Origin of the sequence: Peribacillus sp. B2I2 (assembly GCF_041261685.1) — a bacterium.
Classification (GTDB): domain Bacteria; phylum Bacillota; class Bacilli; order Bacillales; family DSM-1321; genus Peribacillus.
This window is the reverse complement of record NZ_JBGCCB010000001.1, coordinates 1,761,812-1,781,183: the sequence shown is the minus strand read 5'-3', so window position 1 is coordinate 1,781,183 and position 19,372 is coordinate 1,761,812. Positions and strand designations below refer to the sequence as shown.

Annotated in this window: 17 protein-coding genes and 1 pseudogene; 5 read left to right on the top strand and 13 right to left on the bottom strand. The window is 38.6% G+C overall.

Annotated elements, in window-relative coordinates:
• Positions 1 to 15 precede the first annotated feature (15 nt).
• The 3 genes from ABIE66_RS09020 to ABIE66_RS09010 form a co-directional block, all read right to left on the bottom strand.
• Positions 16 to 1,077 (bottom strand): sensor histidine kinase, encoded by a 1,062-nt coding sequence (locus ABIE66_RS09020; RefSeq protein ID WP_370014446.1) that lies wholly within the window; start codon positions 1,075 to 1,077, stop codon positions 16 to 18.
• Positions 1,074 to 1,781: a response regulator transcription factor gene (locus ABIE66_RS09015; RefSeq protein WP_370014445.1), complete on the bottom strand. Its 708-nt coding sequence runs from the start codon at positions 1,779 to 1,781 to the stop codon at positions 1,074 to 1,076. Before ABIE66_RS09015 ends, ABIE66_RS09020 begins: the two co-directional genes overlap by 4 nt.
• A gap of 121 nt (positions 1,782 to 1,902) precedes the next feature.
• Entirely contained in the window at positions 1,903 to 2,358 is a 456-nt protein-coding gene (locus ABIE66_RS09010; RefSeq protein WP_370014444.1) for an SMI1/KNR4 family protein, read from the bottom strand.
• A 1,186-nt stretch (positions 2,359 to 3,544) separates the two neighbouring features.
• Here ABIE66_RS09010 and ABIE66_RS09005 point away from each other — a divergent pair.
• Both ABIE66_RS09005 and ABIE66_RS09000 read left to right on the top strand, forming a co-directional pair.
• On the top strand, positions 3,545 to 3,982 hold the full coding sequence (locus ABIE66_RS09005; protein WP_289324453.1) for a helical membrane plugin domain-containing protein: 438 nt from the start codon (positions 3,545 to 3,547) through the stop codon (positions 3,980 to 3,982).
• Positions 3,983 to 4,017: 35 nt separating this feature from the next.
• Positions 4,018 to 5,199, top strand: a complete 1,182-nt coding sequence (locus tag ABIE66_RS09000; protein WP_289335878.1) for an NAD(P)/FAD-dependent oxidoreductase — start codon at positions 4,018 to 4,020, stop codon at positions 5,197 to 5,199.
• Between the two features lie 87 nt (positions 5,200 to 5,286).
• On the opposite strand, the gene chbG is transcribed toward ABIE66_RS09000, so the two are convergent.
• From chbG to ABIE66_RS08975, 5 genes are read right to left on the bottom strand one after another with little or no spacing between them, the layout of a single operon-like run.
• Positions 5,287 to 6,018 (bottom strand): chitin disaccharide deacetylase, encoded by a 732-nt coding sequence (gene chbG / locus ABIE66_RS08995; RefSeq protein WP_370014443.1) that lies wholly within the window; start codon positions 6,016 to 6,018, stop codon positions 5,287 to 5,289.
• The gene (locus ABIE66_RS08990) at positions 6,015 to 7,358 is read right to left on the bottom strand and encodes a 6-phospho-beta-glucosidase (RefSeq protein ID WP_289324450.1); all 1,344 of its coding nucleotides are present in this window, start codon (positions 7,356 to 7,358) and stop codon (positions 6,015 to 6,017) included. The genes chbG and ABIE66_RS08990 overlap by 4 nt, the downstream gene beginning before the upstream one ends.
• Positions 7,355 to 7,702 carry a PTS sugar transporter subunit IIA gene (locus tag ABIE66_RS08985; protein WP_289317078.1) on the bottom strand — a complete coding sequence of 116 codons (348 nt, stop codon included), beginning with the start codon at positions 7,700 to 7,702 and terminating at the stop codon, positions 7,355 to 7,357. Before ABIE66_RS08985 ends, ABIE66_RS08990 begins: the two co-directional genes overlap by 4 nt.
• Before the next feature lie 17 nt (positions 7,703 to 7,719).
• Positions 7,720 to 9,069 carry a PTS sugar transporter subunit IIC gene (locus ABIE66_RS08980; protein WP_370014442.1) on the bottom strand — a complete coding sequence of 450 codons (1,350 nt, stop codon included), beginning with the start codon at positions 9,067 to 9,069 and terminating at the stop codon, positions 7,720 to 7,722.
• A gap of 4 nt (positions 9,070 to 9,073) precedes the next feature.
• On the bottom strand, positions 9,074 to 9,382 hold the full coding sequence (locus ABIE66_RS08975) for a PTS sugar transporter subunit IIB (protein ID WP_289317080.1): 309 nt from the start codon (positions 9,380 to 9,382) through the stop codon (positions 9,074 to 9,076).
• A gap of 290 nt (positions 9,383 to 9,672) precedes the next feature.
• Between ABIE66_RS08975 and ABIE66_RS08970 the strand changes: the two genes are divergently transcribed.
• Together ABIE66_RS08970 and asnB are read left to right on the top strand one after the other, a co-directional pair.
• The gene (locus tag ABIE66_RS08970) at positions 9,673 to 10,389 is read left to right on the top strand and encodes a GntR family transcriptional regulator (RefSeq protein ID WP_289318429.1); all 717 of its coding nucleotides are present in this window, start codon (positions 9,673 to 9,675) and stop codon (positions 10,387 to 10,389) included.
• 364 nt (positions 10,390 to 10,753) lie between these two features.
• Positions 10,754 to 12,643 (top strand): asparagine synthase (glutamine-hydrolyzing), encoded by a 1,890-nt coding sequence (asnB, locus tag ABIE66_RS08965; RefSeq protein WP_370014441.1) that lies wholly within the window; start codon positions 10,754 to 10,756, stop codon positions 12,641 to 12,643.
• A gap of 102 nt (positions 12,644 to 12,745) precedes the next feature.
• On the opposite strand, the gene ABIE66_RS08960 is transcribed toward asnB, so the two are convergent.
• From ABIE66_RS08960 to ABIE66_RS08950, 3 genes are all read right to left on the bottom strand, one after another.
• Complete coding sequence (locus ABIE66_RS08960; RefSeq protein ID WP_370014440.1) at positions 12,746 to 13,354, bottom strand: methyltransferase domain-containing protein; 609 nt, start codon at positions 13,352 to 13,354, stop codon at positions 12,746 to 12,748.
• A 159-nt stretch (positions 13,355 to 13,513) separates the two neighbouring features.
• Positions 13,514 to 13,804, bottom strand: a complete 291-nt coding sequence (locus tag ABIE66_RS08955; protein WP_370014439.1) for a PqqD family protein — start codon at positions 13,802 to 13,804, stop codon at positions 13,514 to 13,516.
• Between the two features lie 61 nt (positions 13,805 to 13,865).
• Positions 13,866 to 15,758, bottom strand: a complete 1,893-nt coding sequence (locus tag ABIE66_RS08950; RefSeq protein ID WP_370014438.1) for an OPT family oligopeptide transporter — start codon at positions 15,756 to 15,758, stop codon at positions 13,866 to 13,868.
• A gap of 443 nt (positions 15,759 to 16,201) precedes the next feature.
• Here ABIE66_RS08950 and ABIE66_RS08945 point away from each other — a divergent pair, with 443 nt between their 5' ends.
• A complete protein-coding gene (locus tag ABIE66_RS08945; protein ID WP_370014437.1) occupies positions 16,202 to 16,855 on the top strand; it encodes a cupin domain-containing protein in 654 nt (217 codons plus the stop codon).
• 358 nt (positions 16,856 to 17,213) lie between these two features.
• On the opposite strand, the pseudogene ABIE66_RS08940 reads toward ABIE66_RS08945, so the two are convergent.
• Positions 17,214 to 17,819 (bottom strand): annotated as a pseudogene (locus tag ABIE66_RS08940) (terminase large subunit domain-containing protein); the annotation flags it as partial.
• Positions 17,820 to 18,191: 372 nt separating this feature from the next.
• Entirely contained in the window at positions 18,192 to 18,614 is a 423-nt protein-coding gene (locus ABIE66_RS08935) for a DoxX family protein (RefSeq protein ID WP_370014436.1), read from the bottom strand.
• Positions 18,615 to 19,372: the final 758 nt, after the last annotated feature.

Here is a 19,372-nt window from a genome sequence, read left to right as displayed (position 1 = left end):
AGCCTTACAATTTTGTCACCTTTCATGTAAGGTATTTGTATTAAAGAGAAATTCCACTGTAGTCCCTTCGGATACAGTCGATTGTATGGTAATCCCATGCCCAAGTCTGTTAACGATTTCCTTCACTAGATATAGTCCCATTCCAGTTGACTCTTGTTGGGCCCGCCCGTTCTCTCCTGTAAAAAATGGATCAAACACTCGTTTTACATCATGTGGGACAATTCCAATGCCCTGATCCGTTATCCTAAGTAAAACCTCTGACTTTTTTTCAACAATGTTGAATGTTATGCTGTCATGCTCTCCCTGCCTTGAATACTTCAGTGCATTAAAGACCACCTGACTAACGGCGAAGTGCAGCCACTTACGATCCGAATGTACATATACATTCTCAAGCTCCGTTTCAAGCCTGGGATATATGAACCGTTTGATGAACTGTTTTTTTTCCTCGTTAATTACTTGCTTGACTAGATCAATTAAGTCAACCCGCTCCGATTTTACATCCTCCGAAAAACGCTGCAGCCTTGCTCCATGCAAGATAATTTCCAGCCCTCTGCGAAATCGATCATTTTCTTCTTCTATCTCTTTAAGATGATCCTTCATCGACTCATTCGAAAATGTCCTTTTGCCTTCTTGAATCAGTAAGGAAATGACTGAAACAGGTGTCTTCATTTGATGAACCCATTGATGAATCAACAGCTCATATTGCTCCTTCTGTTTGATTTGTTCTTGTAATTGCCCAATGGTTACCTTGTTCATTTGTTGAAAAAGCTCCATCCACAACTTTTGTTCATTTGTCAAAGGTTCCCTAAAGGCTTCGACATATTCAAACGACAAGCTCGGTTCTTGCGTCATCCTTGCTAATTGATTAAGGAAGCGGTATTGCCTTATGTAATCGGCCGCTAAAAATATAAGCATCATAAACAACGCGAGAATAATTAAATAGATGATATTTGAAATCGATATGTGATTCACCGCTTCCAGAACGGCTAATGCATAGGCAATAATAAGCAGGCTTACCAATAAAACAGTATAAAATATAAAATAAAGACGGTCTTTAATAAAGGATTTCAGCTTCACTTTTCTTCACCTTGCACTATTTTTAGTCGATATCCTTTTCCCCTGCTAGTTGTTATGGCATGCTTGATGCCAATATCCTCAAGTTTTCTTCGTACCCTTGTGACATTGACGGTCAATGTATTGTCATCAACAAATGAATCATCATTCCATAATGCCTCAAGTAATTCTTCACGAGAGACAATGGTGTCATACTGTCGTAGTAAACAACTCAATAATTTCAACTCATTTTGAGTTAAATTTATCTGATTGTCTTGATATTCGATCATCGCTTTTTCCGTATAAAGCGTTAATCCCTCCATTTCCTTTACTTGCTGGTGGAATGAAGATATATCCGCATATTCACCATACACCCTACGTAGGACACTCTTTATTTTCGCTAATACCACTTCCAAATGAAACGGTTTTGTTAAATAGTCATCTCCCCCATATTCAATGGCCATGACTTGGTTCATTTCATCTGTCCTTGCAGAGATGAATATGACAGGAACCTTCGAAACCGTCCTTATTAGCCGGCACCAATGGAAACCATCATAATATGGCAGATTGATATCCAATAAAACCAAATCTGGCCTTATCTCCTGGAACTCCGCAAATACTTTGTCCAATTGCTTAACTTCAAAAACCTCATATCCATACCTTTTTATATAATTGACCAAGATTCCAGCTATTTTGACATCATCTTCAATCAATAAGATTTTATACATTTTCTTCACCTCTTTAACATAACAATCCTTACTATCACTCTTACATATCATCAATCTTGTTATTGAATTTACAATAAAAAACCTTGAATGGTCTGAGCCAATCAAGGGGATTCAAATAAAATTAGATTTCCTCCGGGATTTTCAATCCCTCAATGAAGGAATTAAAACTCTCTGCAACTTTATAAATATTTTCATCCTGGCTTGATGGATCGGAATACCACCCCTGATCCCAGAAGTAAACTCCCTTTTCCTCTTCGTTATCTATCAGCAAGATTTTACCTGTACACGTATCATTACCTATAATAATGCAATTCTTATGTAAGTCTTCTCTGTTTTCTTCATGCCATTTCTGTAAATCCAGTTCTTTATCCGGAAGCTCTAACCCATAAAGTACATTTAAGCAAACGAGTGTGTCTAATGCATCTACATAAAACTTACTGTTTTGCACTGCAGTTGTGCCGCCATTATGGGTAAGGAGAAACTGTTTATAATCTCCAGGGATTTCAAATCCCACATATTTCTGAAAATTATTCACTGATTCTTGTGTCGCTTTTCCATATCCCTTAATACTAACCATTCTACCAACTCCTATTCAGTTTATTGTCGCAAAATCTTTAAGGCCATTTCACCTGCTTATAAAATGGACCGGGCCCTACACAGCCAAATAGCATTGCACTTTGGTATCTAAACTTTCCTTTTTCTTATTGGATATCCTTAACAATAAATTATTCATTATTTGTTAGAAAATAACACTTTTTTAAATATATTAACATAATTTTACTATCCTTTTCAGTATTTTCTGATATTTTTTTGACAATTTCGTTGCTTTTTATTAATAAAATAGCTTTTTTAAAAAAAGAGTTTTTGTCGAAAAATCGATAAATTGTATAATTTGTAGATTAATTAGGAGTTTTCGATGATATATCTCCATTTCCGAAGATATATTCCCGATTTCGCAGATAAATGAAACATAGCATTAAATATTATTCAATAAAAAAGGCGCCCAACCATCATCTTCGAGGTTGTGCGCCTTGACCCTATCTATTTATTAATTCCATTACATCTCATACAATTTTATAGTCATCATAAGTAATTAATAACCTGCTCATAGAAACTGTCTCAGCACGAAGCTTATTCTTATCACGGCAATAAGCTATTAAGGAACTATTGGGAAGTTTAGCAGTACAGTTCCATTTTCTATATTTCTCACAATACCTGGAAGATATTTCGATAACTTCTCCACGTATCTTTAACATCCTGCGTTCTACCAAGGGCATCATCTCCAATTCCGATAATATTATTTACCCTAAATCAGATAAAATATTCTTGGGGTCCATACTTGCATGGCATCTTCAAAGATTATGGACATTATAGTACAACAAACATCCATGTGAAACTAAAGATGTCTATTTAGGAATCACGGTGTAAGAGCTACATGTAGCCATCATTTATTACTTGGACAAGCTATAGAACAAGCCACACCATAATAATAAAGTGAATCACAATCGTTATCTTATATAAAAAAAGTTAAATGTCCCTAATAAAAAGCTATATTTAAGGTATTAAAACCAGAATAACCTTAATATTTTTTTGGAATATTAAGATAAATCACAAAATCCACCTACTAGCTCTTAATTATAACTATTAAATTATATTCCTATCACAAAAAATATATTTGAAATTAAGGGATTAGAGTCGTATGATTAGTAGTATCGGCGGAAAACACATAAAACAAAATAATTAAGTTTAAAGGGGAATTAGATATGGTAGATGTAGTCTCAAAACCTGAACATGAAACATTTAATATTTCTGCAAACCAAGAACAATTGGATATCCTAGATCAGCTTTTAAAGCCTGAGGTTCAGGAATCCTTGAACACTTTAGTTGAGCAGTTACCAAAGCTGACTGAGTTAGTGAATATTTTAACAAAGTCTTATGATTTCGCTCAATCAGTAGCGACTGATGATGTTTTGAAAAATGATACGGTCAGCGCCATTTCGGAGATCGCAGGACCTGTAGTCGGTTCAGTGAAAGGGCTTGCGGCTAATGCCATCGAAGCTAAGGATCGTGCTGAAGTGAATACTGATGTGATTGGTCTTTTTGGTCTGTTAAGAATGATGAAAGATCCGCAAGCACAAAAGCTTTTCCGTTTCGCCCAAGCTTTTCTTGAAGTCTCTTCAGAACGTAAAAACCAAAAATAATTTGATAAACTTTCAGTAAGAACGGGGGATTAACTATGTCAAAACAAATCGTCATCTTAGGTGCAGGTTACGCTGGTTTACTATCTGCCTTATCCGTACGTGAATATTACAAAAAGGATGAAGTGCAGGTTACAGTGGTGAATCAATTTCCAACACACCAAATCATCACCGAATTGCACCGTCTTGCAGGCGGATCCATTTCTGAACAAGCTGTTTCCATTCCTTTGGAAAAACTTTTCAAAGGAAAAGATATCGACCTTGCCATTTCCAAAGTGGAGTCTTTCTCAGTCGATAAAAAAGAAGTGAAGCTTTCCAATGGCTCCACTTTATCTTATGATGCCCTGGTTGTTGCTTTGGGAAGCCAAACAGGATTCTTCGGCATTCCGGGTCTTGAGGAAAACAGCATGGTCTTGAAATCCGTAAATGATGCAAACAAGATTTACAAACATATCGAAGATCGCATCCGCGAATATGCACAAACGAATAATGAAGCCGACGCAACAATCGTGATCGGCGGCGGCGGCTTGACGGGCGTCGAGTTAATCGGTGAAATCGTGGATCATTTCCCTAAAATCGCCAAAAAGTTCGGAGTGGACTTCAAGGACTTGAAAATCAAGCTTGTGGAAGCTGGTCCAAAAATCCTTCCGGTCCTGCCTGATCACTTAATCGAACGTGCCATGACAAGCTTGGAAGCACGCGGCGTTGAATTCTTGACAGGTCTGCCTGTTACGGGTGTTAAAGGAAACCAAATCGAATTGAAAGATGGACAAACCATAACTGCCAATACGCTTGTTTGGACAGGCGGAGTCGCAGCCCTTCCTATCGTAGGCGAATCAGGCCTTGAAGTGGATCGCGGAAAAGCAACCGTTAATGAGTATTTGCAATCCAAATCCCATAATGATGTATTCGTCGTCGGGGACAGTGCCGTTGCATTCCCTCCAGAAGGCGGCCGTCCATACGCTCCTACTGCACAAAATGCTTGGCAAATGGGTGAGCTTGTTGGATACAACCTATATGCAGCCTTTGAAGGCAAGAAACTTGAAGAATTTTCACCTGTAAACTCAGGTACACTTGCGAGCCTTGGCCGTAAGGATGCGGTGGCAACCGTTGGGGCCAATAACACTTCCCTTAAAGGTCTGCCGGCTACATTGATGAAAGAAGCAAGTAATGTTCGCTATCTATCACACATCAAAGCCCTATTCAGTTTGGCTTATTAATTTTAGATAAAGCAATCATGAATTATAAAGGACCATTCATCATTTGATGAATGGTCCTCTTTGTAATTAAAGGGCTACAATTTAAAATCAAATCTTAACTTGGTTGATGCTGAATCTAAGGAAAAATCCCTCTGGTAATTTTGCATTTGTCAAAATCCGGAGTTCTTTCATGCGTTTATCATTATAAGAGGAAACTTTCATCAATTCTTCATCCATATAAGCAGGATGAGTCATTATCTCTACGCTTGCCCCATCCATTACCCGTCCCTTCAGGTTTTGAAAGTAGTCTTCAACCACCATTTCTCCATAAAAGTCATCCAGGAACACATCTGTAACGGTTTGAATCCCAGCAAGGTGCTTTCCGGCATTACGCACTGGCAATCCGTATTTATCGGATAGCTTTTGAATAACTGGCAGAAACTCTGTTATCCCGTGTACATGATGATGGCTGTCGAAATGAGTCGGTAACAGACCGAATTCCAAGAATCTTTCGATCTGTGCTGACCACTCCCTCTCCAATTCGCTCAAGGAAATACCGTTAGTGTCACCATATACCAAACCTTGCTTCTTAAAGAAACCAGATTCGTCAACTAAGCTCGGCACGTCGCTCAACAAAGGTTTTCCCCATGTCAGCACTAAGTGTATACCTACTTTTAACGACGGTGTCTTCTTTGCGATTTCAATCGCATGCTCCGTTGCTTTCGCATTCATCATGATCGTTGCCGAATTGACAATTCCATATTTGTGGCTATCCAAAATCCCATAATTCACCGCTTTAGTTAACCCGAAATCATCTGCATTTACAAGGACCTCAATCATGATAAATTATCCTGCAACTCCTTTTTTTCAAAAAACTGAGGCAGATAATCTTTATGTGCCTCAAGCATTTCGTCTAAGATAAGTTTCGCTACCCTATCACTTGGAACGAGTGGATTAATCGTCATGGCTAGCAATGCAGTATCATAGTCACCTGATACCGCAGCTTCGATGGCTACCCTTTCAAAGGACTTGATTTGTTGAATTAATCCGCGAACGGCGACAGGAAGCTCTCCTACATTGATTGGCTTGGGACCATCCTTAGTTATCACGCAACTGGTTTCAATAGCCGATCCATACGGGATGCCTTCAATCGCACCATGGTTGATGGTATTTACCGCTTGAATATCTCGCTTATCCGTATGCATCGAGCAAATCAACCGTACAGCCGCATCACTGTAGTACGCACCTCCGCGCTCTTCAAGCTGCGGCGGCTTGATAGCCAGATCCTCGTCTTTGTAAAGCTCGAATAATCCTGCTTCAAGTCTTTGAACGACCTCAGCACGTGTTTCCCCTTTTTCAGCATCCTTCAATTCTTGGGCCAGTACATCACCCGTTTTATAATAGTAGTTGTGGTATGGACACGGAAACAGGTCCAACGCTCTAAGGAATTCCGGCTCCCAGCCCATTGCATGGATATTCTTCATCGTGACCGCTTTAGCTGGATCTGTAATCAGATTGATGATTTGATCTTTGACACTCTCCCCATCAACGAATACATCCAAGCCGTAAACCATATGGTTCAAACCAGCAAAGTCGATCCGGACTCTTGATGGCTCGACATCCATTAAATCCGCAACACCTCGTTCCATGCCAATCGGAACATTGCAAAGGCCGATGATCTTGGAAATATTACTGTGACGCAGAACTGCTTCCGTTACCATTCCAGCAGGGTTCGTGAAGTTAATCAGCCATGCATCCGGACATAACTCCTCCATTTCACGAGCAATATCCAGAATGACAGGAATCGTTCTAAAAGCCTTGAAAAGCCCGCCTGGTCCATTCGTCTCCTGTCCGATCACTCCGTGTTTCAATGGAATCTTTTCATCAAGAGCCCTTGCTGCGAGCTGACCAACCCGCAGTTGGGTTGTTACATAATCCGCCCCTTTAAGCGCTTTCTTTCTGTCTAGAGTGAGATGGACATCAATATTCACACCGGCCTTTTCAATCATCCTTCTTGCCAAATCCCCGACAATTTCAAGCTTTTCCTTCCCCGCTTCGATGTCCACGAGCCAAATTTCACTCACGGGAAGTTCTTCATGATATTTAATGAAACCTTCGATCAGTTCTGGCGTATAGCTCGATCCTCCGCCAATCGTGACAATCTTCAGCCCCTTGCTCATTCGGCAGTCCTCTCCTTCACAACATTTGCATGTAAGAATTCTTCGCGTAGATCGATCATTTCCATTGCAAGATCCTTTACTGTCATCGCCGTCATTAAATGATCCTGTGCATGCACTAGGATGATGGGAAGATCAAAATGGTCCCCGCCCGCCTCGGCATGGATTAATTGAGTTTGGTATTTATGGGCCTGCAGTAATTCCGTTTCGGCCTCGGCGATTTTCAAACGGGCAGAATCAAAATTCTTTTTCTTTGCTTCCTGCAACGCTTCCATTGCAAAGCTTCTCGCATTCCCACTATATAAAATCAATTGAAAGGATAGTTGGTATAATTCTTCTTTTTCCATTTTTCATCACTACTTTCTTAAACGCTTAGCGTTTCTGAATCTTTTGTAAGCTTTGTTTCATTTTTGGTATCTATCTTCACTTGAGCATAAACGAATGGTAAATAAATAGCTGTTGAAATGACTAGATTGATTGCAGCCAAGACCGCTCCAGATACATGTCCGCCTGTGGCCAGGAATCCACCCACAATCGGTGGGGTAACCCATGGGATCTTAGCAACGATCGGGAAAACCATTCCGCTGCTTACCGCTATATAAGAGATCACCGTTGTAATTACCGGACCGAGAACAAATGGGATGAACCACATTGGATTCAGCACGATAGGCAAACCGAATAAAATAGGTTCATTAATCTGGAACACCCCTGGAGCCCCACCGAGTGCAATCATCTGTTTATAACGTTTCCGACCGGCAATGATCATTGCGATGATGAGGCCCAATGTTGCACCAGATCCGCCTAAATAAACAAATGCATCTAGGAAAGAACCTGCCAATACCCCGTATTGGTCCATGTCTTTGACACCTTGTGCATATAAATCAATATTTTTCACTCCCGAACTTTCAAAAAGCGGTGTCGTTATCCCTCCAAGGATATTTGGACCGTGCAAACCGATCATCCATAATAAATGAACAAGAAAGACTAGTAAAATAGCGAATGGCAATGAATCTACAGCACTTTGTAAGGGGGATACAATCACTTTACTAAGCCAGTCATTCAGTACCTGACCATCCGTAGCTTTACGGAATAGCAGTCCGAACACACCAGCGACAAAGATCGTTGCCATACCCGGCACTAACTTTGCAAATGAACGGGCTACCGCTGGAGGTACTCCATCAGGCAATTTAATGACTAAATATTTAACTCGGGAAAGTCTCACAAATATTTCGGTTGCTATTAAGGCTACTACTATTCCTGTAAATAGGGCCGTGGCATTAAAATAGTTCACGCTTACGAAACCCCATGCCCCTCCTGTAACATCCTTATCATCGATGGTTAAAGTGACATTTCCGATTTGAGGCAATAATAGGAAGAAACAGGCCGCGGAAACCAGCATCGCTTCAAAACCATCGTCACCGTATGACCTTGCTAGTTTATAAGAAATGCCGAATACAGCGAATACCGTCATGAATGCAAAAGTTCCAAACCAAATATCACCGCCTAGCGTATTCCATGCAGGACCGAAAATGGCCTCCATCAATCTTCCGTAAGGCTTGATGACTTGCCCAAGATTATTGAACAGGACGGCGAATGACCCGATCATTGTAATCGCTATCATTCCAATCAATGCGTCACGAATCGCGAGCAGATGCCGGTTATTTCCTACTTTTACAGCGCCGGGCATAATATACTTATCAATAAAAGTCATCATATCCTTATTCTCCTTTTATTAAAGTAGTGGCTTGTTTAAGTACTTCTTCACCATTACATAGCCCATAGAACATTGGATGGATGGTTGCGACCGGAATTCCCTTTTCTTTTCCCGCTTCCTGTAATTTGGAAAGAAGATATCGAACCTGCGGACCTAATAAAATTACATCAGCCTTATCCATTTCATTGTTCACTTCTGTAGAACCAACAGCCCATATATTGCACTCTACCCCTTGTTTTTTAGCGCTTTCCTCCATCTTGGTAACTAATAAACTAGTAGACATCCCTGCCGAACAACATAATAAGATATTCATTGAAAGTCCCCCCCTGTTTAATGATTGATTATTCAGTATTTTCAAGCAAAATTAAACCGTAATTTTATAATGAACGATGTTCCCTTGCTTTATCACTTCCCTTGAAAGGCATTTATAATATGGGTATTATTACCTCCATACATACATTGTAGTTACAAATCAAAAAAATATCAACACAATTTTTAATTTGTTACTACAAATTTGTGATTTAAAGTTGATTATTGAACTTATCCGAGATAATCTATATGTATATATTGGAATGAGTATAGGAGGAATCATCTGTGGAAACCATGAATAAAGAAGCGGCATTGCATTCCATAGTTAAGGAATCGATCATCGATCTCATAAAAAATGGCGAATATCAAACTAATACAAAATTACCGACTGAGGCTGAGTTTTGTAAAATATACGGAGTAAGCAGGACAACAGTTCGCACGGCCTTACAGCAATTGACCGTCGAAGGCTATATCTACCGTGTTCAAGGCAAAGGGACTTTCGTTTCGGAAAATAAAGTGAAGCAATTCCTTTCAAGCACGGTTGAAAAGTTCTCTGAGCAAGTCACGATGCAAGGAAAAAATCCTTCCACAAAGGTCATTAGCTTAAAGGTGATTGAAGCAAACGCTACCCTTGCCAAGCTTTTTAAACAAAATATTGGAGACCCAGTAAACAAACTGGAACGGATACGTTACGTAAACGACGTCCCCCTTCAATATGAAATTGCCTATCTCCCATGGTATAAAACTCCCGGGCTAAATATCGAAGCCTGTGAACACTCACTCTTTAAAGTACTTGAAACACAATTCAATTTAAAAGTAAAAAAAACGGTCGAACACTTGGAGTTTTCACTAGCCGACGATTCCATTTCTGACAAATTGGATGTACCCAACGGTTCACCTTGTTTTTCATTAGAAACTTACACATATGAGAATGATGGATCGGTCATTGAATTCTCTAAAACTCTCTTTAGAGGCGATCGTGCACACTTTGTCATCGAACGGAACTATTGATTAATAAATACAAGGAGTCAGATGCTTATTTCAGTGAGGCAGCCCATTTTTTTCGGCATTTTCGATCCATTGCAGTTGGATTGTCCCTTATGCTCAAGTTAAAGTTAAGTGTTTTTTTATATGCGTTTAGAGGCAATCATATCGATTGCCTCTTTTTTTGCTTGGATTCATTGTGACCACATAAAAACAAACTTACAAATTAATTCATCAAATGAGTAAAATTGACAAATATAGCATTATAATCTAACCTAGTAGACTAGAGATATTTTACTACTTAGATTGACATCCAAACTTTATACCTATATTTCTTGATAAAAGTTACTGGGGAATCTCTTACTATTAAATAATTAGGCAGGTGGATTTTATGTGCGGTTTTGTTGGATGTATTCAAAAATATCCGAAAGCCATAAATTCAAATATGAAAGACACGATCAAGAAAATGAACACGATCATCACCCATAGGGGCCCGGATGATGAAGGATATTTTTTTGATGAATTTGTGAATTTTGGATTTAGGAGATTAAGCATAATCGATATAGATAATGGTAACCAACCTCTTTCATATGAAAATGAAAGATATTGGATCATTTTTAATGGCGAAATCTATAATTATATTGAACTAAGGAAAGAACTCACTGATGAAGGATACGAGTTTACTACGGATTCTGATACGGAGGTAATATTGGCTCTCTATAGTAGCCAAAAAGAGCAAACCGTCCAGAAACTGCGCGGCATGTTCGCTTTTATCATTTGGGATAAACTCGAGCAAAAACTTTTTGGTGCTAGGGACCATTTTGGAATCAAGCCTTTTTTCTACTGTGAACAAGATAATGTCACATATTTCGCATCAGAAAAAAAGAGTATCTTGACAGCAATGAATGAAGAGTTGGACGTGAATTCATTACAGCATTTTCTCAGTTTTCAATATGTTCCCGAACCTTCCACCCTTTCAAAAAACATTAACAAGTTATCTCCTGGACATTATTTCACAAAAGAGCCCGGAAAGAAAATGGAGATAAAAAAGTTCTGGAAACCTATTTTTCGCCCTTCCAATATAGAAGATTCAAAGGTAATGAAAGAAATACAAGAAACTTTAATGGACTCCGTGAACGTACATATGAGAAGTGATGTTCCGGTTGGATCTTTTCTATCAGGAGGAATTGATTCATCATTTATCTGCTCCATCGCAAAACAGATTAACCCTAAGATCAAAACTTTCTCTGTAGGATTCGAAAGAGATGGATATAGTGAAATAAACGTTGCACAGGAAACGGCAGCCGCTCTAAATGTAGAAAATATAAGTTATATCATAAGTCCTGAAGAATTCTTGGCAGAACTTCCAAAGATTATCTGGCATATGGATGACCCTTTAGCTGACCCAGCTGCCGTTCCGCTATATTTTGTCGCACGGGAAGCTAAAAAGCATGTCAAGGTCGCCTTGTCCGGGGAGGGTGCAGACGAGTTATTCGGCGGATATAATATATACCGGGAGCCCCATTCCCTGCGCATGTTTTCCTATATACCAGCTCCGTTGAACAGCATGTTGAAGGCACTTTCATCTGTTTTGCCAGAAGGGGTTAAAGGAAAGAGTTTTATAGAGCGCGGAGTTACACCTTTAGACGAACGATATATTGGAAACGCAAACATATTCGGCGAGAAAGAGAAAAAACTTTTATTAGTGAATTATCGCAACGGATTAGAAAATGAAAAAGTGACAAATCCCATCTATCAAAGTGCTTTAGAGTATGATCCTATTACCCAAATGCAAAACATTGATATTCAAACTTGGCTAAAAGGGGATATTTTATTGAAGGCAGATAAAATGTCCATGGCGAATTCTTTAGAGGTAAGAGTTCCATTTTTGGATAAATGCGTTTTCGATACGGCTTCAAAACTTAGCATGGATCAAAAGGTAAGAAATGGAACGACCAAATACATGCTCCGAAAAGCTGCCCGCGGGATAGTTCCGGAACATGTATGGAGCAGAAAGAAGCTAGGCTTTCCAGTTCCTATACGCCATTGGTTAAAGGATGAATTATACGATTGGGCAGTAAGGTTAATCCAAGAGAGCCCAACTGACCACCTTTTTAACAAACCGCAAATTATGAAATTACTTGAAAACCATGTAAATAATAAAACGGATAACAGCCGGAAGCTCTGGACCATTTTAACCTTTATGATTTGGCATCAAATTTATATAGAAAAACAATATGAGCCACAGCCTCAAAAGATTTTACAATATGCTGTACATTAAACATCCCTTATGATTTTTCATTCATTTCACCCAAGCATCCATGAAACATTGCTTGGGTGTTTTTTATATTTACTTGATTATCATTAAGAAACTAAAATCCATTCAATTTAACAATTGGTATATGACGAATTTCTCAAAAGGATTAGATTCAGTCAAGCCTGGTAACATCACTTCTTCTTTCATCTCGAAGGCGGTTTGATTTTCGAGGAAAAAAATATAATCCTGTGAAGGATAAAATAAAATCAGCTCGATTTGGCGCGGTTCTTTTTCAAAGGAAAGCAATATGTTATTGATGATTTTCATGAAAATCTGTACAGAGAACGGATTAAAGAAATAAAAACGATTATCTTTCGTATCAATATGATATTCTTCAGCCAAACAACATTGGAATTCTATATTGCCATAGTTGTTTTTCCTTTTTTTCATGTAGCCATTCAGATTCTCGATCGCTTCTTTGTAGAAATTTTCATTCATCTCCACGCCAACCACAGATGATTGATATAAGTGATGGATAAAAAAATTCAACCGTCCTTTACCGCATCCAAAATCCACAATGTGATCATTTCGTTTCAGTGGATATTTTTTGAATAAATGTTCTAATGCGTTATATGGCGTAGGCTCGTATCGGTGATAATGCAAAGAATCATTGAACTTTTTTTGTTCACCTTCCGTTTTGATGTTCAGCATTTCATCATAATTCGTGTCTTCCATTGTTATGTCCACCTGCTTCATGTTTTTTCATTAAAGGTGATCTTATCCAGGGTAAAGTTTTGTTATATGAATGTCCAGACAATTAATTGGATTTTGCTTTAGTTACATAATCATTAAACTAAAAAAAGCTGAAGCAGCAAAAAGAGCTTCAGCTTTTTTTCATTTTTCTTCTTCATCCCATATGATCCAGTCATGAACCTCAAGGATTTCCAGAAATTTCATCAATCGCGGCAAGGCTGGTTCCGCTTCCTCACCAAAGTGTTCACTCATCGCTTTAGAAATCTGATTAACATTGCTTTGGAACTCCATTTGTTTAATGGCAAATGCCCCAAACTTATCAAGCTTGATTTTCCGGACTGATGGTTGTTTAAAGAAACGAATCGTAATTCGTTCCACGAAATTGGTCCGTTGAATGACTAAAAAAGTTGCTTCCGGGGATTCTTGTTCCATAGTGACGCGTCTTTCCAAAAGAGGAACCATAGTTAACAGGTTCCTCTTTTTTGATTGGCGTTTACGAAGCATCTTCTTTTTTCCCTTTGCTAGATACGAACCAAAGCAATCCAGCTAGAGCAAGGAATAGTAAGAAAGGTATCAAATTGCTGGCTAATTTAGCCGCAGCCGGTACTTGGACACCTGCTGCAATCAATATGGCAATAAGTACACCAATCAATGATTCACCTGCTATTAAACCAGATGCAAATAATACACCTCTATCAACACGTGCTTTAAGCGCTTCTTTTGTTTTCGAGAAGAATTCAACGAAGAAACGGATAAATCCACCGATCATGATTGGGGCACTAGTATGAACCGGCAAGTATATGCCGACTGCAACAACAAGTGAATTCAGACCGAAAAACTCTAATGTTATGGCAATAGCCGCACCGATAAAGATAAGGGTCCAAGGTAAATCTCCCCCAAGAACACCTTCAGCAAGTATTTTCATTAGTGCCGCTTTAGGTGCAGGTAGTTCTGCAGATCCCATCGTATAAGCGTTATCCATTAGAACCAGGATAAAACCAATGACAGAAGCAGACGCAACGACACCAATCATCATGGCAACTTGTTGTTTCCATGGTGTACCGCCCACGATATATCCTGTTTTTAAATCTTGAGAAACATCACCTGAAACCGCAAGTGCTGTACAAATGATCGCAGCAACGGTTAAAGCGGCTACCATTCCTGTCGTACCAGTAAAACCAGTAGCTTTATAGACAATTGCTACAATCAATAGTGTGGCTATCGTCATTCCAGAAACCGGGGAAGAAGAACTTCCGACGATTCCAACAACCCTTGAAGCCACCGTCACGAATAAAAATCCAAAAATCGCAATTGCAATCGCACCAATGATACCAACATCAGTTATTGGTGTGAAAGCAATGATTAAAATAACAATGATCGTTCCCAGCCAAACATATTTAGCCGGTATGTCTTTTTCAGTACGAATTGAACCTGATTTAAGTTGCCCTTTATTGGCTTTTACGCCTTTAAGAGTATCAATAACTGAACTGAAAAGTATAGGTAATGTTTTGATCAATGTGATCAATCCGCCAGTTGCAACGGCACCAGCACCAATATAGCGTATATAATTATCCCAAATTCCCCATGCATCCAATTCACCGATCGGTACATCAGAAGGGAAAATGGCTGTTCCATTGCTGCCGCCAAAAAAGCTGATGGCCGGTATTAGAACGACCCAGGCTAATAACCCCCCACCTAGCATTTGTCCTGCAACACGCGGTCCAATAATATAACCTACACCCAAAAGGGAAGGAAAGGCATCAAGACCAACCACTGCATTTTTAAAATTCGCGATTCCTGTTTCAACTTCTGTCTTGAAGAGCTTAAACCCATCACCAAGCCCTTTAACCACACCGCCGATAACCAAACCGGCTCCGATTAGTTTCGCGCTTGTACCACCCTTTTCTCCTGACTTCAGGACCTCGGCACATGCCGTACCTTCAGGATAAGGTAATGTTTCATGTTCCCTTACAATCAAAAGCTGGCGAAGGGGAACCATCATGAAGACCCCTAAAAATCCCCCAGTTAATACAACGAAAATGATGAATGCTTGACTCACGTCCATGTCCCACATGAATAATGCTGGAATGGTAAATACAGCACCGGCACCAATAGCCTCACCTGCCGTGGTCATCGTTTGCACAATATTGTTTTCTAATATTGAATCCCTGCGAAAAACCCCTCTTAAGATAGCCATTGAAATTACCGCTGCGGGTATCGAAGCAGAGACAGTCAACCCAATAAGTAGGCCTAAGTATGCATTTGCCGCTCCAAATACGATTGCAAGAATGATCCCTAGAATAATTGCAGTTGCAGTTAATTCGGGTAGAGATTTAGATGCAGAGACGTACGGAACGAATTTACTCTCTTTTGAATTGTTCGACAATTTTAGCCACTTCCTATGTTTAACTTTAAAATCACAGAGAACATTATATCACTGTAATTTAAAGACACGCAATGGAAAAATACTGCTTGTTAAAAGTTTGATTATATCAAAAATTCAGTTTAGTAGTTTCGGTTTTATAGTATATAAAAATAATATTTATCTATATTACACCAAATCAATGCATCTCTTTCATACTATGACGGGATCACAAGGGACTCCTAAACCCTTTTCATCTAATTGTGTTTTATGGTCAATTTGATTCATTTGCATTAAATTCAACAGGCTATTATATAATAATTTAATCTGTGTCCTTTCCTAAAAGATAGACAGGGATCATATACGATCATTAGGACCATAGGCAAATAACCCTGGGTTTTTGCACATTACAATGAAATCTAACATATCCTGAAAAATGAACTCATTAGAAAAGGAATGATACATTCATGGTCTCCTATATGGACTATACCTCACCATCCACACAATATTTTTTCGATGTTAATCAAAGCAATTTAATGAAAAAAGACAATCAAAACTATATAAATGTATTAGGTATCAAACAATTGAACACACTCGAAAATGTTTCACTATTAGATATTTACCTTAGTAAGAACAATGTCGTAGAACCGCATTATCACCAAAATGCTGCAGAGCTAGTGTATTGCATTACTGGAGCTGCAACCGTTTCATTACTGAATCCTTTTACTAAGCAAATACAAAATTACCCCATTAAACCCGGTCAAGTAGCTAATGTTCCACAAGGTTGGTGGCATTATGAAGTGGCTAATACCGATAACACTCATCTGCTGGCCATTTTTAACGCATCAACACCTGAGGTAATCCTCGGTTCGGATATCTTGAAATTGACACCTGCAAATATTATGGCACATACGTATTGCATGGATGAAAACCAATGGAAAAAAGCAATTGCACCGGTCCAACCATCAACATTCATCGGTCCGCCAGCAAACTGCCATCGAGCGCCCGAAGAAGACATTCAGCAATATCCGCAATATATTAATCACTATGATAACCAGATGTATGCTGCCCCTGCACCCAACTATCAATTCCAACCTAATCCCCAGTATTATTATTATTGAAGATAAGTGTCGGGAACTTGATTAACCCTATTCAATTCCTATACCCCCTTCATGGATGACGTCTAATAAATCGGAATCGAAAAAGGCAATGGAGAACCCCATTACATAAGGGTTCTCCATTGCTTTAATTACATGATTCTTTTAAAAAGCCGAATTCATTTAACCTCGTAACATCTCACATTAGTTGCGTTTACTTATTTATTTGAATTTATCCATCCCTTGAATTCATGACATTTCATTTCCGAATAGAAAATTTGTTGTCATTCATATTATGGTGGTCACCCAATGTGGTTAATGGGTTAAAAATCCAGCACTCACTTGGATACGGTTATTCAATATGCAATTACTATATATTCTACCGAGTTTCTTCTATTGTTTCGTATTGATGGATCTCATCATAAATGACACAGCCATACGCAAACCATCCTTCGTGGAAGTGTTGGATGTACGGTATTTTACAATGCTTTTTGTCGCATTGTTTTTAATTTCCACTTTCGTTTTATAAAACATTCCTTCTGAAATTTTAAGTTCTTCAATGGTTTCGTACATTTTCATAAAGGCGGTCTTTGCCTGGTCTTCCGAGTTTGCAACAATGGAAACATTGTACTTTGGGATACCATGCAATTCACTTATGAAAAAATTCGTTAATGCAGTGATTAAACCGTTCTTACCACCACCCCTTCCCATCATAATCAGGAATTTCCGAAAGAAGTTTCTCCCCGTTATCTTTGTAAAACATAAAAACAAAAGCTGCTATGAACATTTGAAAAGGTTCTAAGGGGAAATACCATTTCTCGGTAAACCTCTTAAAATTATTTATTTGTTCTTCATCGAAATATAGATCATCTCGGGATAAAACATGTTTCTTCAAATACACAATCAGTAGGACACGTTCTTTATTAATCATTATCTTTCCTAATTCATACAACTTAATATATTCATCAACGAATTTATTAGAAATCATATAAGGTCACTAGCCTATGCTTTGGCTCCTTTTTATCTGACCCTTTGTTGGTTCGTTTTTTATTTCCCCCTCACTCTTCCAAACTTCATCAAGCTCACCCTTCTTTCCCCAAAATAAAAAGCACCATCGGTTAGGATGATGCTTCCCTCTTCTTATCCATATAATCTTTACGCTTTACTATATCCTCTTTATAAAACTACTTGGTCTCTAGGCAAACCCTTAATTGGAGTGATGGCTTCTCTGTTAACTAAGTTGTTTAAGTTTTGTCGAACACTGTAAGATTTCTATTGCTTCAGAGGTGTTCAAAATATTATTTTCTGTAGTAGAGATCTATTGATGGTACGAAGGGACTCCCGTTAATTTCACCACTTCCTAAAGTTTGCGGCTATTCGGACGTAGCGCCCACGAGGCGATATTTAATGCAGCATATGACAGCGGTAGGATAATAGAAAACCCGTAATCACCATAATCGTTAGCAAACGCATGAGATAAAGCCGCACCAGTCATTAAAAAGAAGATACCAGCGTGAACCCATTCTTTAAGCCGAGGAACACCTGGCACAACCAGAGCGATGGCTCCAAGCACTTTCCAAATCCCGAGAATGGTCAAGACGTATAATGGGTAACCAAGATTCGTCACTAACTCGATGTTTCCCCCATATTGCATAAGTTGCCCGATACCACTTAACATAACAGCTGCTGCGAGTAGTAATGTGACTGACCAATAAGCAATCATTTTTCCTCGGGGCTGGGTTTCTACTTTAGCGGTTGTTTCCGCACTGATAATCTTACTCATTTGTTTCCTCCTCATAATTGTTTCAAGTGAAACTTATTCAGGTTCCAAACTTTCCAAATAACTAACTCCTAATACTGAGTTACAGTAAACTCGGTACCTAAAAAAAGTTTATGACCGAATGAAAGATAAGAGACGTAGGTAAATAAAATAAATACAATTGAATTGTCTTAGGTATTCCATTTCCAGCAGGTTTCCTTGTTGTAATCACATGCTTATAACATTTAGCACAGATAAGGTTATCGTGTTGATTATCCGGCAGTCTTACTACCAAGCCACACTTCTTGCAATAGTAATCCGTTAGTTCCATCCCTACTCACTCCTGCTCATCATAATAATTTCTTCCATATGACCTTTCATGATTAATGCTAATGAAGCCTTTTGTATAGCTTTATTCTTAATCCTTTTATTTTTGGTACGATTCATCATGAAGGTGTATCTCTTATTCTTTTTTATATAAGATATAAGCCAATGATCAAGACACTCAGATACCGTCATACACACTCACCTTCCTTATTCATAATAAAAAGCCATCCACTAATTTGTCTGTAAGGGCGCAGGGAGAAATTATATAATTGCGGAATAGACTAATGAACTATCATATCCTTTAAAAATTAAAAAAATAAAAGAAGGGAAAATATGTGGTTATATAGAACTATTATTTAGGACTTTAGATTCAATATCATTTGTTGAAAAAAGCCCTAAAAAAATATTGGAGGTTATTGTAATGAAAAGAAAAGTAATTAGTACAGCTATTATCT

Coding starts and splice junctions, on each gene's coding strand:
- ABIE66_RS09015 (WP_370014445.1), bottom strand. CDS start 1,781: ATGTATAAAATCTTATTGATTGAAGATGATGTCAAAATAGCTGGAATC.
- ABIE66_RS09010 (WP_370014444.1), bottom strand. CDS start 2,358: ATGGTTAGTATTAAGGGATATGGAAAAGCGACACAAGAATCAGTGAAT.
- ABIE66_RS09005 (WP_289324453.1), top strand. CDS start 3,545: ATGGTAGATGTAGTCTCAAAACCTGAACATGAAACATTTAATATTTCT.
- ABIE66_RS09000 (WP_289335878.1), top strand. CDS start 4,018: ATGTCAAAACAAATCGTCATCTTAGGTGCAGGTTACGCTGGTTTACTA.
- chbG (WP_370014443.1), bottom strand. CDS start 6,018: ATGATTGAGGTCCTTGTAAATGCAGATGATTTCGGGTTAACTAAAGCG.
- ABIE66_RS08990 (WP_289324450.1), bottom strand. CDS start 7,358: ATGAGCAAGGGGCTGAAGATTGTCACGATTGGCGGAGGATCGAGCTAT.
- ABIE66_RS08985 (WP_289317078.1), bottom strand. CDS start 7,702: ATGGAAAAAGAAGAATTATACCAACTATCCTTTCAATTGATTTTATAT.
- ABIE66_RS08980 (WP_370014442.1), bottom strand. CDS start 9,069: ATGATGACTTTTATTGATAAGTATATTATGCCCGGCGCTGTAAAAGTA.
- ABIE66_RS08975 (WP_289317080.1), bottom strand. CDS start 9,382: ATGAATATCTTATTATGTTGTTCGGCAGGGATGTCTACTAGTTTATTA.
- ABIE66_RS08970 (WP_289318429.1), top strand. CDS start 9,673: ATGAATAAAGAAGCGGCATTGCATTCCATAGTTAAGGAATCGATCATC.
- asnB (WP_370014441.1), top strand. CDS start 10,754: ATGTGCGGTTTTGTTGGATGTATTCAAAAATATCCGAAAGCCATAAAT.
- ABIE66_RS08960 (WP_370014440.1), bottom strand. CDS start 13,354: ATGGAAGACACGAATTATGATGAAATGCTGAACATCAAAACGGAAGGT.
- ABIE66_RS08955 (WP_370014439.1), bottom strand. CDS start 13,804: ATGGAACAAGAATCCCCGGAAGCAACTTTTTTAGTCATTCAACGGACC.
- ABIE66_RS08945 (WP_370014437.1), top strand. CDS start 16,202: ATGGTCTCCTATATGGACTATACCTCACCATCCACACAATATTTTTTC.
- ABIE66_RS08935 (WP_370014436.1), bottom strand. CDS start 18,614: ATGAGTAAGATTATCAGTGCGGAAACAACCGCTAAAGTAGAAACCCAG.